This window comes from Candidatus Thermoplasmatota archaeon (assembly GCA_018814355.1).
Classification (GTDB): Archaea; Thermoplasmatota; Thermoplasmata; order UBA10834; family UBA10834; genus COMBO-56-21.
Genome location: JAHIZT010000115.1, coordinates 1 through 14,274 on the forward strand (window position 1 = coordinate 1; position 14,274 = coordinate 14,274).

The 14,274-nt window shown below is 56.4% G+C and carries 9 protein-coding genes and 2 tRNA genes; 9 read left to right on the top strand and 2 right to left on the bottom strand.

The features are described from left to right. Positions 1–459: 459 nt before the first annotated feature. The gene (locus tag KJ653_08330; protein ID MBU0685835.1) at positions 460–1,398 is read left to right on the top strand and encodes an EamA family transporter; all 939 of its coding nucleotides are present in this window, start codon (positions 460–462) and stop codon (positions 1,396–1,398) included. 37 nt (positions 1,399–1,435) lie between these two features. Here the strand turns inward: KJ653_08330 and KJ653_08335 are convergent. After that, positions 1,436–1,522, bottom strand: a tRNA-Ser gene (locus tag KJ653_08335). Positions 1,523–1,593: 71 nt separating this feature from the next. Further along, positions 1,594–3,258, bottom strand: coding sequence for a phenylalanine--tRNA ligase subunit beta (pheT, locus tag KJ653_08340; protein MBU0685836.1), 1,665 nt, complete (start codon positions 3,256–3,258; stop codon positions 1,594–1,596). Positions 3,259–3,450: 192 nt separating this feature from the next. Here pheT and KJ653_08345 point away from each other — a divergent pair, with 192 nt between their 5' ends. The 8 genes from KJ653_08345 (at position 3,451) to KJ653_08380 (ending at position 14,264) form a co-directional block, all read left to right on the top strand. Continuing rightward, a complete protein-coding gene (locus tag KJ653_08345) occupies positions 3,451–4,440 on the top strand; it encodes an AAA family ATPase (GenBank protein MBU0685837.1) in 990 nt (329 codons plus the stop codon). After that, entirely contained in the window at positions 4,437–5,267 is an 831-nt protein-coding gene (locus KJ653_08350) for an AAA family ATPase (protein MBU0685838.1), read from the top strand. Before KJ653_08345 ends, KJ653_08350 begins: the two co-directional genes overlap by 4 nt. A gap of 55 nt (positions 5,268–5,322) precedes the next feature. Then, positions 5,323–6,393 (top strand): C45 family peptidase, encoded by a 1,071-nt coding sequence (locus KJ653_08355; GenBank protein ID MBU0685839.1) that lies wholly within the window; start codon positions 5,323–5,325, stop codon positions 6,391–6,393. A 64-nt stretch (positions 6,394–6,457) separates the two neighbouring features. Further along, positions 6,458–6,532 (top strand) — tRNA-Ile (locus KJ653_08360). A gap of 153 nt (positions 6,533–6,685) precedes the next feature. Further along, positions 6,686–7,168, top strand: a complete 483-nt coding sequence (locus KJ653_08365; protein ID MBU0685840.1) for an Lrp/AsnC family transcriptional regulator — start codon at positions 6,686–6,688, stop codon at positions 7,166–7,168. Positions 7,169–7,288: 120 nt separating this feature from the next. Then, entirely contained in the window at positions 7,289–7,807 is a 519-nt protein-coding gene (locus KJ653_08370) for a nitroreductase family protein (GenBank protein MBU0685841.1), read from the top strand. Between the two features lie 102 nt (positions 7,808–7,909). After that, positions 7,910–9,181: a hypothetical protein gene (locus KJ653_08375; protein ID MBU0685842.1), complete on the top strand. Its 1,272-nt coding sequence runs from the start codon at positions 7,910–7,912 to the stop codon at positions 9,179–9,181. Positions 9,182–9,269: 88 nt separating this feature from the next. Then, a complete protein-coding gene (locus KJ653_08380) occupies positions 9,270–14,264 on the top strand; it encodes a DUF835 domain-containing protein (protein MBU0685843.1) in 4,995 nt (1,664 codons plus the stop codon). Positions 14,265–14,274: the final 10 nt, after the last annotated feature.

Consider the following 14,274-nt stretch of genomic DNA (forward strand, 5'->3'; position numbering starts at 1 on the left):
GGGATTTGCCCCAATCCATAGGACGCACTCGAAGTGCACTCTTTTCCCGGGGTCGGATCCGTGACAAGAATATCGTATGGTCTTTCGACTATTCGTATCCTGCGGATACTAAGGGACGATTTCATCATAACATCCATAGGGGAGTGACTGCTCCCAATACCGTTCGAGTGTAGGCTTCTAGCAGACTGACGCATATTGCGAGAATCGGTTGCAAGCGTGTTGAGTTGCTGGAATCTGCAGTAACAGAACGTCGCTTTTCCCGCGCGTCGGACGATGATCTCTCATTCATCGGGCTCTCGCTTGGACTCCTCTTCCTCCTCGTGCCTCGCTCCCGCCGTATCCTGTGACGTCACTGTCAATGCAAAAAATCAAGAATATCAGAAGATGTTTCTCGACGGTCAGGCGTCGCGAATTGCAAAGCTTTACGGTCATTCCGCCCATTCACGGGCGGGTTCAACGATGGAAGTTAGAAGGCGGTACATCGTCGTCGCCCTGATAGCCGCTCTTGTCGTCGCTTTTGAATCTATCGCGGTCGAGGGTGCTCTGAACATCGCCGACATCGATATCTTTCTTGTGTCTTCTGTGCCATCGATCATCGGCGGCCTTATTCTGATTGGCATCTACCCGAGAGGCACTGTCGCCTTTACACGGTCTCTTGGGAGACGCGGTTGGCTCATCATGCTGGGCCTTTGTGCTATCATTGCTGCAGGCGTACTTCTCTGGTTCGACGCAGTCGGCAAGATAGGGGCGAGCAAGGAAGCTATCCTTGGGGGAGGATCCTCGGAGGTCCTTTTCGTCATCATCTTGTCAGCGATCTTCCTGTCTGAGCGCTTGACCTTTCTTGAAGGCGTGGGCGGCGTCTTGGTCATCGTGGGGGTTTTCGTTGTCCTCACCGACATCGAGTCAACAAGCCTGACGCTCGGGTTAGGAGAGATTGAAGCGATAATCAGCTCGTTGCTCCTGGGAACGGCAGTGGTAGTGACGACCTCTCTCTTGAGGACTTATGAGCTAACGCCGCTTTCAGGTGTCGAGCTACTGATTTCTGGCATCATAGTGGTGACCTTCGGGACGGCTACTGGTCTTGTTGTTCTACCCAAGCCCTCCGCTTGGATGACCTTGGTCATCCTAGGTCTATTCCCCGCTGTTGGACTTCTGATGTACAACGCGCCCCTGCCGAAGATCGGCGCATCGTTGACGTCTGTACTATTTGCGCTCAACGGCATATTCACTGTCGGGGCGCAGCTGCTGATACTCGTTGTCTTCCCGGACGCCAACCTCAAGTTGCCTCAGAACGTTCTTTTAACGGTGTTCGGAGGCGCGATCGCATTCGTTGGTGTGTACTTGCTAAACAAGAGACGGGCAGGAGAGAAGGCCGAGTTCGCACCGCGATTGGTTTGACGATTTGGATTCTCGTGCCCGCATGTATGCCTAGGAGCGCTGAGGGGGAGATTTGAACTCCCGAGGTACGTAGTACCACCAGCTCTCAAGGCTGGCGCCTTAAACCGAGCTTAGCTACCTCAGCAGATGCGTGGCATTGCTCTTGTCAGGGTATCAGGTCGAGCGCCGATATGACAGTTTCGGAGGAGCCGCAGCTCACTGTCCGCGCGGTGATGAGCGCAGCCCGAAGATCTTCTCCAGGTCCAACTCGAATGCGACCGTGGGATACTTGAGCTCGAACGCTTCGATCGTGGAGGGAGCAACCTCACCGAAGTATCCGAGTTGCGCCTGGCCAGAAGCAACAGATGCGCATCTTCCCTTGATGAAGCTAGGATGATCGTTCGCGGTTACTTCGATGGGGACGCTCATGCTAGATAGAACGGACTGCACCAATGACTTGACCTCTGTGAAACTGGCCCTGGCGTGGATAGACACGCCTGCCATCAACGTCTTGTTGGTGCCTCCCAGGACGACCTCGCCTACCTCGAACATCCTCTGGGGGAGTTCTCTGTGCTTGTTCTTTCTCAGCATGTTCATCAGACTCGGCACAAGAGATGTCCTCACCAGGACATGATCCTCACTTACCGGATTCCGTACTCTTACCGCTTTCTTGTCGTCCTCCAGGTTCATAGAGACGTATTGGTCCCGGGGATTAGACAGTGAAAGGGAGACGACCTCGAAGTAACCGAATCCGAGCATTATCTCCTTGACGGACTTCGAGAACGCAATCATCGTGTCCTCGACGCCGAAAGTGGCGTGCTTGGGCAGGATGTTCCCGAACCGCTCGAAGCCGTGCCCGATTGCGGCATCCTCCGCAAGGTCCACAGGGTGCAGGATGTCCGCCCTGTACCTCGGGATAAGAACCTGGATGCCGTTCTTTCCAGTGCTCGTCCCGTAGCCCATGCGCCTCAGGCAATCCATAACCTCGTTGTCGTTCAGGGCCGTGCCGTTCCATTGGTTAGCGTACTTCAGGTCGAGGGTCATCTCTCTGGGTTTCAGATCGGGTGCAAATACGGTCTTGCCGTCCTGGTGTATCCTGACCGTCTTGACCCTTCCTCCGCGCTCAGCAAGGGCAGTGGTCAGTATGTTCACGGCGTACGTGACTGCATTCAGATCGGTGCCCGTGCAGTCGACGAATATGTCTTTGGTATCTTCTGTGATGGCCGTGGTCACCCCGTTGATGATTGGAGGGAATGAGAGGACCTCGCCTTCCCTGTCAACTATCATAGGATACCGCGTCTTCCCTTCGAGAACGAAGGCGTATGCCATCCCTTTCTCGTGCTCCTTGAGGATCTGAGCAGGGGTCATCCTCTTCGAGCCCTGAAGTGGCACGAAGGAGATCTCGTCGGGAAGGACCGCCTTGTAAGTGAAGGGCGGCTTGACCGTCCTGAAATCGTGGATGCCTATCGCCACCTTGCGCCTGTTGCGTCCCAGGGTCAGATGCAGCTTCTCCTGAAGGTCCATAATCGACCGTATCAAGGGATCTGTGATCTCGTTCCCCTCTACTAGCGCGGACCATATGAACGGTCTAACCTCATTGACGGATGGATCCACATGCAGGTCCACGTCGCACTCCCCGACGGCGTACGACCTGAGCCCGGGCTCAAACCCTAGGAACGCCTTCATGGCTCTGGCAATGCCTTCGACCGAGTAGAGGTCCGGCCTGTCGGGGAAGAACTCGAACGAGGCGTCGTCGGACGAATCCTCAAGGGATTTCATGTCCGCCCCTATCATCGGTAGCCTCTCCCGGATGACCTCCTTGGGGACATCGCGACCCATGAGTTCGCACAGGTCGGAGTAACTGAAGTTGATGACTGGCATCGGTTGATGGAAACGGTTGCGCGTATAATAAGGTTGTCAGAATCTAGAACCCGGCTCAGCACTTGACGCAAGCCATTACCAGCCCCAAGTGCACTACCACAGCCTCGTTCGTTCGGCTCTTGCTTCGCGTTCAGGGAATAGCAAGGAAAAATATAAGGACAACCAATTGGAATCCAGACGGTGTAGTCAGTATTGGTTCTTCTCAGAGACCAGAGGCATACGATGATCAAGGATAAGGTCAAGACTGGGGCCCCAGGACTTGACGATATGCTGGAGGGCGGCCTCATACCAGGAAGGGCTTACGTTGTCTCAGGTACCTCTGGGACCGGTAAGACCACTTTGGCGATGCAGTTCCTTCTCGAGGGCGCTAGATGCGGAGAGCGGGTCGTTTACGTCTCGATAGACGAGCCCCCAAACGAGGTCAAGCAGAACATGGGCGCGTTTGGCTGGGACATAGGCAGGATCCAGGTGTTCGACGCCACCCCCGATGTGATGAACTATGACAAGACCCCGGTCAGGGACGTTTCCACCGAGCGAAAGGTAGTGTATTTCTCTGACATCGGTCCCGGGATAAGGCAGACATCTGATAGAAACCCCGTCGATATGACCATCAGCACTCTCCAGGAGATTCTGAAGCAGGAGATGAGGGCGAGGAAGTACTCAAGGATCGTTGTCGACTCGATCACCTCGCTCAGATACTTCTACATCAGGACGAGCGAAGAGAATACAACGCTGATGTCGTTCTTCAGGCTGCTTTCCGATTTGGGCGTCACGGCCCTTCTCACCGTGCAGCTGCCTGAGATATCGAAACCCGATGTCGAAGTGCATGTGGCGCGAGGCGATATCAGGCTCCATAAGTGGTTCGACGGGAGAGGGTTGATGAGGGGCATCACAGTGGAAAAATACAGGGGCTCGTCCCACGACCAGAGGCTCCGTATGATGAAGATCTCCTCCGCCGGAATCGATGTCAAGACACAGGCCCCGGAGAAACGCGAGGAAGCATCTGATGAAGAGAGTCCGCATGTAGCAGGCTCCGCGGATCTCCCCGAACCGCCTCCGCCATCAGACGAGGCGCTAGCCCCGCCTGCAGAACCGACGCCCGCACAGCCTACTGGCCAGAGTCCTCCCTCCGAACTCCATCCGAAACCTGTGGTGCATCTCAAGGACGGTGGTGGGATATGAAGCCGAGCACCGATGAGCGGGTCAGCACTGGGGTCCCTGGAATCGATGATATGCTCAAGGGAGGTCTCATCTCGGGAAGGCCGTACGTCGTCTCCGGCACGACCGGGAGCGGGAAGACCATTTTGGCAGTTCAATTCCTCCATCAGGGTGTGAAGCAGGGCGAGCGGGCGCTGCTCGTTGCCATAGACGAGCCTCCTCAGGAGATAAGGGAGAATGTGCGGGCGCTCGGATGGGACGTCGGCAAGATCAGGATCCTGGACGTGCATCCAGCGGCAAAGGCCTACAGCAAGCGCGTCTCGCTCGTCGAGGTTGCAGCTCAGAGGAGCGTCGGCTCTCTTCGAGATGCGGGGCCGAGCGCAAAGACAGAGGCGATGAAGGCAGCCTCACCCGACGTATCGGTCCAATCGCTGCAGCTCATGCTGAAGCAGGAGCTTCATGAGATCCAGTACTCCCGCGTCGTCATAGATTCGCTCACATCGTTGAAGAAGCTCTCGGAATCCATGGGAGACGCCAATTCGAGCATCATGTCGCTGCTGAGATATCTTTCCGAATCAGGAGTCACGAGCCTCATCATCACGGACCTCCCGGATCCGACGGAGCTGGAGCCGGAGATGTTCATCTGCAGAGGGGAGATCCGGCTCCACAAACGGATGGTGGCGAACAGGATAGACAGATGCGTCACGATCGAGAAGTTCAGGGGGTCGCCGCACGACCCGATGCCCAGACCAATGAGCATATCCGACACCGGGATATCCGTAGATTCAAACAAGAAGATCCCTAAGGCGTCATTGCGGATGCTCCAGGCGTTCACGCAGTACGCCAGATGACCGCCTTGGGAAACGCACCTTATTTACCCGCGTACGCGTTCCGGGGCGAGGGAACATGAGCAGCAAGAAGCAACTGCCACTCGTCGAGGCGTCTGGAAAACCGTATGACATGGGCAAGGCGATCGGCAAGAAGTGCGCGCCCAAGGCTGTGGTTTACAGGAAGGGCATTGCCGAAGGCATCAAGCACGTTACTGGCTTTGACTGGACGAGGGCCGTCGACAGGGCGAAGCTGTACTTGCCCTACGCGGAGGAGTTCTACCCTGACTTCATCGATGAGATCAGGGGATACTCGGACGGGGCGAAGATGCCCTTCGAGGAAGCTTTCACACTCTGCTGCCACGAGCTTCTGTCCTCTCAGGGATTCAGGGGCTGCACCGACGTGGCCGTGTCAGGCGACGTGACCGACGACGGACGGGTACTGGCCGCGCACAACGAGGACTGGTCCAACAACGCCCTGGAGACGGTGGTCTTCCTGCACGCCAAGCCACAGGGTAAGCCTGAGTTCTTCACTACGTCGTACGCAGGCCTGCTTCCGTCCTGCGGCATCAACAGCGCTGGCATCGGCCTGACCGGGAACGCGCTAGAACCGAACGATGTCAGGATCGGCATCCCAAAGGTCTTCCCTGTCAGGAAGATCATGGAGGCGAGGCGGATCGGGGAGGCGCTCGAGTCCGCGCTTCCGGAGGACAGAGCATCCAGCTACAACAACATCGTCTCCGACAAGAACGGAGAGATGTATTCGCTGGAGGGGTCTGCTACGAGCTGCGCCTGGCTGTATGCGATAGATGGATACCTTGTCCATACGAATCACTACACGGCCGACAAGATGCAGAGGTACGAATCATATCCATCTTCAATATCGTGCTCGGTGTTCAGGTACAACAGAGCTCTGAGGCTCATCGAGGACCAGCTCGGCTCCGTCACCGTGGATTCGCTGAAGTCCCTCCTTGGGGACCATGTCAACAAGCCTGGTTCGATATGCAGGCACGCGGTGCCCGGGATGCATCCGCTCGATGTCTCGGAAACGATATTCTCGGTCATCTACGACCTCACTCACCTTGAGGCCCATGTGCTGAAGGGGAAGCCGTGCTCGTCCACCTGGGTGAAGCACACGCTGAAGAAGTGATGCGCGCAGAGAGCGTCTAGGAAAGTATTTAATCCACATCACGGTATTGCGCAAAAGTCATCATGGGCCCATAGCTTAGCTTGGTTGGAGCACCCGGCTGATAACCGGGAGGTCACCGGTCCGAATCCGGTTGGGCCCACTTTCTTCTCACTCGACATGGTCCTCCCTCGCCACCGAGTACCTCTTCGAGGTCGGCCGGTCATTTCGGTGGTCCCAACCTCCCCCGATCCACTCATGCGTTACTCAGGACTCGTCCTGATCGCTCGGACAAGAGAAGGTCTCATGGGAGAGAATGGTGAAAACATCTGCATGGAAGGACATCGGGGCCGGGTGTCGAAGCGAAAGGTACGAAAACTGGAACGACATACACCGTCTCATGGATGACACGGATGTCATGATCCTGAATCTCCTCAGAGACAACTCCAGGATGAAGAACACTGAGATCGCCAGACATGTGAAGCTGACCGAAAGGGCGGTTCGGGCCAGGATTGAGAAGCTCACTCGAGAGGGCGTGATACGTAAGTTCACGATAGAAACCTCGCCGGTCGGCGTGGAGGGCTTGGTCTTAATCGATACCAATGTTGGCAGGACGCCGGCGGTCAAAGAGAAGGCCAGGGAACTGTCAGATGCGATTTTCGAGTGCTCGGGAGAGTTCGACGTCGCTGTTCGGTTGCGTGCAGATTCGCTTGACGAACTCAACAAGCGAGTGGACGAATTGCGGGCGTTTCCGGGAGTCATCCGCACCTCGACTCTTATCAAGCTCCTTGAAGACTGACAGTGCCTTCGTCAGCCTTGATTCGTAGCACAGGTACGTCTTTGCCAGACAGTTTCACACTGTGTCAATTACGAGCAAAGATTAATACTCCCATGGATTCTTTACCAAAACAGTGACCCCATGGACCTGATGGAGGCCATCAAGACAAGAAGGAGTATCAGGAGATACAAGCCGATCCCTGTTCCCGAGGGCCTCCTCAAAGAGGTTCTGAACGCCGCGCGACTAGCGCCTTCCGCCGACAATGCGCAGCCTTGGAAGATCGTCATGGTCAGGGACGAGCAGACAAAGCTCAAACTGGCAGCCGCATCGAACAATCAGAAGTTCATTGCGCAGGCGCCGTTTGTCCTGGTCGCATGCGGCATACCTGACGATGCCTTTCCAACCGTCGGGGGCTACATGAGCAGCCATGTCATCGACGTTTCAATCGCGATAGACCATCTGACTCTGGCGGCGCATTCGGTGGGTCTCGGAACCTGCTGGATCGCGTGGTTCAAGGAGGACAAGGTCAGGGAGATCTTGGGAATCCCCGAGGACGTGCGAGTAATAGCGCTTACGCCTCTCGGCTATCCGGACGAGGCGCCAGAGCGGACTGATAGGAAGAACCTCGAAGAGCTCGTGGTGTACGACAGATATCAATAAACCGTTTACCAGCACTATGGTCGTCAAGAACCATCCCAGCATCAGCAATAATCTGGGACAACAAACGGCCATTATGGGCCAATCCTGGCACGGAGAGATAGTTTGGCTTCGAAGGGTGTGACTAGGTCAGGAGATGCATACTGCATGTCTTGCCACCAGATGGTGGAGCGGGAAGCGACGAAGTGCGAGGGGTGCCTATCGGAGCTCACCGAGCAGGTCAAGGCGTTCCCATGTCCAAAATGCAAGACTGTGATCGCTCTAGGAGATCCCCAGTGTTCCAGCTGTGGGCTTAAGTTCAAGGTGAGGACTGTCAAGCCGAAGGACAACGCACAGGACGATCAGTTCTTGATCAAGCTCATTGAGTGGGGGAAGGCTCCGGAGGAGGAACGGTCGGAATCCACGCCACCTATCCCTGAGGCGGTTGACCTTGCCAAGCCTGTGGAGGAGCCGGCGCAGGACAAGGTGCAGCGCCTGGCCCAGCTCAGGGAAAGCGTCAAAGATCTCATGGCGAACAGATCAGAGATGCTCGAGCGGATGGAGAGACGCATCGAGAACGAGAAGGCGCGGCTGGCCGAAATATCCGACATGGACGACAAATCATCTTCCGTCGACCAGGTCGAGGCCGAGATCATGGCACTTGCTGACGAGATGGCGGACATCACGATGCTTCAGGCCCATATGGAGTCATTATCAGACGAGATATCATCCCTTCTTGAGTCAGTGGATGTCAGCGAACCAGTCAAGGAGAGGGGATTGGCCGCCAGGGCGCTTAGAAAGAAGCTGGATGCCAAGGAGAAAGAGGTCGAGGAGCTGAAGGCTAAGGAGGAGCAGATAGCCAAGCGTGAGGAGATGGTCGACCGGAAGATCCAGGCGTATGCTTTGAAGAAGAAGCAACTCGATGACCACGAGGAGGAGCTCAAAGCTAAGCTCACGAAGCTGGAAGGGGAGAGACAGGAGCTTGAGAGGCTAAGGGCTGTTGCCCAGGGCGCCAGCACGGAATCGGAGCGCGAACAGGCGAAAGCCGAATGGTCAGAGGATCAGAAGAGGCTACGGCAGAAGCTCGTGGGCATCAGGTCGACAGTTACGCTTCATCAGACTAGCAATGAGGCTCCTCAGGAAGAGATCGAGCTGACGGAAGGCGACATAGAGAGCATGATGTCGGACTTGGAGGCTCAGATAGGCGCCCTGATCGTCGAGAAGATAGACCTCCAGAGCAAGATAACCGAGGCTTCGATGCTGGACGAGGACATGAAGAAGCTTCTGAAGGTGCTGGACCAGATGCTAGGCCAGTTGCCCGAGGAATCAATCGAGCGATTCTCCAAGTCAGACGAATTCGCGGTGTACGAACGCATCCTAGATAGATTCAAGATTTGAAAAACCCCTTAATCTACAAGGCCATATATCCCCAGACTAATACAGCAACATCCCCCAGCGATAGGTACGCAGATGGAGCCCGGCCACTATGGGTCTTAGAGACAAGGCTAGAGAGAGTGCATCGAAATCGGCCTCAGAGCCGGTCATCAGTGAGCCCGCTAAGGCTCTGTCAGAGCAACCTCCATCTACACCGCCGACCCCAGAACCTTCTACAGAGGCCCACCCTAAGGCCCTGGAACCGTCCGTGACATACCTCGTTGAGGAGGAAAGGCCTGACCTGGCCTACAAGCTGTTCATGGATGCGGCAGCACAGGGAATTCGGGGCATGATTGTATCGAGAACCTACCCCAAGAACCTCAGGAAGGCACTCGACCTTGGAGATGCCCCAGTGTACTGGCTGACGAATGCCATGAGCGACGAGGCCATAGGCCCCAAGGACCTCGAACGTCTGACCCTCGCAATAAGGAGGTATCTTGATGAGGGAGGCGGCCAGATGGTCCTCATAGACTCTCTCGAGTACATCATAACCAACAACAAGTTCGTCAGTGTTCTCCGGCTCATCCAAACCATCCGCGACCTCGTGGCCGTACGCAAGGCTGTGGGGATAGTCTCGATCAAGTCATCCACCCTTGAGCCAAGCAAACTAGCGTCCATCCAGAGAGAGCTCGAGGTATACTCCACCGACAGGAACGCGCGGCCCTCGGTCGTGCAACCAGACGCAGAGTCGAAGCTCATAAGCGAGCTCAAGCACGACGAGATAATCATCGAGGCCGAGAAGCTCGATGAGGCGAGGAAGAATCTCTCGACCCAAAGCGCGAAGATGGCCTCGGATACGCAGAGACTCACCCTCGACAGGCAGGAGCTCGAGAAGGAGCGTATGGAGGTCCGGCAGACCCTGGTCAGAGTGAGACAGACCCGGAAGGAGCTAGAGGATTTCAGGATCAAGCTTACCAAGGAAGAGGCGGAGCTGACCTCCAGGGTCAGGATCAAACTCGCCAAGGAGATGCAATCTCTAGACTCGAAGAAGGCAAACCTCGAGATGATGGAGAAAGAGGTCGAGACGAGGTATCAGCAGCTGGACAGGATCGTCGGTCTCAAGACAGAACAGAAGATGTTCGAAATCTCGGGTGAGAAGAAGCGCCAGGACGCGGAGCGGCAGAAGCTCTCCGAGATGATGTCCCGGATCGAGGCTGACCGCAGGACGATCGATGAGAGACTGCAGAGCATCCAGGAGAAGGAAGAGTTAGCAGAGAAATCTTCCGACGAGGCCAAGGTCCGAGAGAAGAAGCTCCAGGAGCGGGAGCACGCGATCGCGATCGACAAGGTCGAGATAGAGAAGGAGCGAGCTGCGGTCGATACTGAACGCAAGGATGTCGACAGGTCGAGAAAGACTCAGGACGACGAGATCGCGCAGATGAAGGCCGAGATCGGGAGGATGTCGGCTGATGTCACTCAGCGAGAGGAATCGGCCTCGACGCTCACTCACGAGCTCGAGACCCTCAAGTCCCGACTTGTCACCCAGGAGCAGATGCTGAACGAGCGGGAGAAGTCCGTGGCTCTGCGAACCGACGGCTTAGACAAGCGTGAGTCGTCCCTCGCATCTCTCGAGACCGAGGCCAGGCAGATGCTGGAGAAGGCAAACCTGCTCGATACTGCCGCAAAGAACAAGGAGGCTCAGCTCAACAACGAGCATGAGAAGATCCAAGAGGAGATCGAGAACCTCAGAGTAGAGCTCAACAAACGCTCGGCTGACCTGCAGAAGCACGAGGAGAAGCTGAGGTCGGATGAGGACAGGTTCTCGAAGGAGAGCGAGGCAAGGGGCAAGGCCCTAGCAGAACTGGAATCGCATCTGAAGGAGCAGGGCGCTAGTCTGCAGAAACTCAGGGATGCTCTCGACAAACGCGAGGTCGCCGTGAAGACCGTCGAGGTGGAAATCGACCAGATCAAGAACGAGTCTGAGGAGTTCGCGGCCTCCTTGAACGATCAGAAGGCCGCATTCGAGAAGGAGTCGCAGAAGACCAAAGCTAGCTTGATCGAGGAGAGGAACGCGTTCGAGCAGGACACGCTAGCCTTTGAGCGTGACAGGGCCGATACTCAGAGACAGATCGCAGAGGCGGAGAAGGAGATAGACGAGAAGCTGGCGAGGATCGAGGAGGAGCGCAGGGAGGTCGAGGAGAAGTCTCTCGCAGTTGAGGAGATGAAGACCATACTGAACCAGCGTGCCAGCGATGTGGCCTCCTCGGAGCTCAAGATGGCGGAGGAGCGCGTATCGATCGAAGGGCTGAGGCGCGAGTTGACGAAGAAGCGGGAAGAGATGGAGATGCTGGAGCGCGACCTGGCAATCAAGCATCAGAACATCCAGGCCACCGCCGAGCTGGTCCAGAATACCAAATCAACCGTGGACGAGCGGGAAGGTCTCCTGAGGGAGCAGCTGTTGGTCTCAGAGAATGAAAGGAACACGCTGGAGGCAAAGAGAGTTGCCTTGGAAAGCCAACAGTCGGAGCTGGAGAAAGAGAGGGACGAGGTCGCTACTAAGGCTGAGGAGACAGCTGCTCAGCAGACCGAGCTGGAAGAGTGGAAAGCCCAGCTCGATGAGATCTCAGAATCATTGAAGGCCAAGGGGGCCGAGATCAAGGCAAAAGAAGCTGCGATCCTGGCGTCCAAGGACGATTACACGAAGATGAAGGAGGAGCTCGTAGCCGAGAAGGCCGAGCTTGAAGGCGATTACAATTCGAAGTTCTCGCAGATCGAGGACAAGAGCAGGCTCCTCGAGGCGGAGGCCGCATCGCTCGAAGCGGTCCGCAACAAGATGACGCTCTCAGAACAGGATGCGAGCGGACGGGAGGAGGCCATACTCGCGGCAGAAGGCGTCCTCGGGGAACGTGAAAAGAAGCTTGCGGATTCAGAACTGGCGTTCCAATCGGCCAAGAGGGCAATAAGCGAGCAGTTGGATAACCTGAAGCTCGAGAAGCAGTCCATGGAGGAACAGAAGAACAAACTTGCGAAGGACTGGGAGGCCCTCCAGCAGGAAAAGGACGGGATCCAGAAAGAGATAGAAGCCTCGTGGACCGAACTGGAGTCGGCCAAGAAGGACTTGGAGGAGCGGGCCGGGGCACTCGAGGAGAAGGGAGATGCACTGTCAGCCCGTGAGAATGACCTCAATACATCCGCGGGAGATGTTGCCGCGAGGAAAGCAGAGTTGCAGCAACTTGAGCTCAGACTGAACGAATCGCATTCGACGCTCAAATCAAAAGAGGAAGAGCTCAAGAGGATGACTACAGAGATCGAGGGGCTCAAGATTGAGGTCGGCCAGAAACATGAGGCATCTCAGCAGAGCATAATGGCGATGCAGCACGACCTCGAGCAGAAGACGGCCGCTCTCGAGGAGGAGAAGGCTGGGCTCGAAGCCGAAAAGGCACGGACGATTGCGAGCATTGAATCTGAACGGGCGGCCATTGCCTCTGAACAGTCCCGAATTATCGATGAATTGAATTCCGAGAAGGCGACTGTGGCGACCGAGAAGGCGGAACTGAAGCAAGAGGCCAGCAGGATCTCGACCGCCAAGGCCGAGATCGTTCAGGCGCAGGAGCAGATCGAGGCGAAGTATGCAGAGACCGAGACGCGGGCGCGGGAGGGCAAGTCCCGTGATGAGAAGATCGTGCAGAGGGAGATACTTCTAGCGGAGCGAGAGGCTGCGGTTGCCAGCACCGAGGTTGAGTCAAGAAAGGCACTCGAGGCAGAAGGAATGACCCTCCAGAGAGCCAAGGCAGAAATCGACTCCCTGAGGGCAGAACTTGGACGGGAAGAAGCCGCCTTGGAGGAATCACGGAATGACCTGTCTGAGGCTCACATGGAACTGGGGCAGGAGAAGGTTGCCCTGGAAGAATCAAGGAAGCAACTCTCTGAAGCTCATGCAGAATTGGCTGACAACAAGACCCTTCTGGAACAGAAGGAGGCCGCGATCAGCAGCGGCTCTGCCGAATTGGGGCTGGAGAAAGCTGCCTTGGAGGAGTCCGAGAAGGAACTGGCAGAAGCGCACGCAGAGCTGGCCCAGAAGAAGCAGTTTCTAGACCAGAACGAATCCGCCATCGCCAGCGGCTCTGCAGAACTGACGTCGCAGATGTCAGCACTCGAAGAATCAAAGCAGGGGATGACTAGAGCTCTTGCGGAACTAGCTGAGAAGAAGACGGTCCTCGAACAGAAGGAAGCTGCGATATTCAACAGCTCCGCGGAGCTGGAGAACAAAGCCATGAGCCTCGCGCAGATGGAGTCCAAGCTCGCGGGTGAGATGAAATCCCTCGAGAGCAGACAAGCTGCCCTGAACATGAGAGAGCAGGATGCAGGGAAGTCCATGGACGAATACAGGGCCGTCCTGGACGAGATCGCCAAAGAGGGAGAGGGTCTGAAATCGAAGGAGTCAGACTTGAAGGCACGCACGGCGCAACTCGAACAGAGCATCAACGACCTCGAGCTACTTCAGGCGGCTACCGAAAGAGAGAGGAATCTGATTGATCAGAAGGATGCCGGGCTCGAGCAGCTCAGGATGGAGCTCGAGAAGTGGCGCATCGAACTCATGGACAAGAGGGAGCAGCTGGAGGAAGAGGTCCGGGAGAGGGTCACGGAGGTCTCCCATCAAGCGGCGAGCTTGACGAGACCGCAGGCTGCCACCGTCACTGACGATGCCCTGCTCAGGCGGGAGATAGAGCTGCGGAACCTCGAAGAGCATCTTCGTTCAAGAGGACGCGATCTCGAGACGAAGGAGCGGACAGTCGCTGTCGAGATGGAGAGGCTTGAGAAGGAGCGGACGGAGGTCCAGGATATCTGGGACAAGGTAGACTTCTCGAAGAAGGGGATCGCCGCGGTCATGGATGAGAAGACAATCGTAGAGCTAGAGAGGAGGAAGCAAGAGCTGGACCAGCTGTACCTGAAGCTCTCCGACCGAGAGGAGACCATACGCAAGGACGAAGCACGCCTTGAGGGTGAATGGAGCAGGCTTCAGACGATCGAGGAGGAGCTCTCCGATCTAGCGCGAGTCCTGAAGTCCAAGGACGATGACATAAAGAGGCTGGACGGGCCGGCCTAGCCCGACCATT

Bases quoted from the DNA above. Each gene is read 5' to 3' on its own strand.
- KJ653_08330 (MBU0685835.1), top strand. From the start codon at position 460: ATGGAAGTTAGAAGGCGGTACATCGTCGTCGCCCTGATAGCCGCTCTT.
- KJ653_08355 (MBU0685839.1), top strand. From the start codon at position 5,323: ATGAGCAGCAAGAAGCAACTGCCACTCGTCGAGGCGTCTGGAAAACCG.
- pheT (MBU0685836.1), bottom strand. From the start codon at position 3,258: ATGCCAGTCATCAACTTCAGTTACTCCGACCTGTGCGAACTCATGGGT.
- KJ653_08380 (MBU0685843.1), top strand. From the start codon at position 9,270: ATGGGTCTTAGAGACAAGGCTAGAGAGAGTGCATCGAAATCGGCCTCA.
- KJ653_08365 (MBU0685840.1), top strand. From the start codon at position 6,686: ATGGTGAAAACATCTGCATGGAAGGACATCGGGGCCGGGTGTCGAAGC.
- KJ653_08350 (MBU0685838.1), top strand. From the start codon at position 4,437: ATGAAGCCGAGCACCGATGAGCGGGTCAGCACTGGGGTCCCTGGAATC.
- KJ653_08370 (MBU0685841.1), top strand. From the start codon at position 7,289: ATGGACCTGATGGAGGCCATCAAGACAAGAAGGAGTATCAGGAGATAC.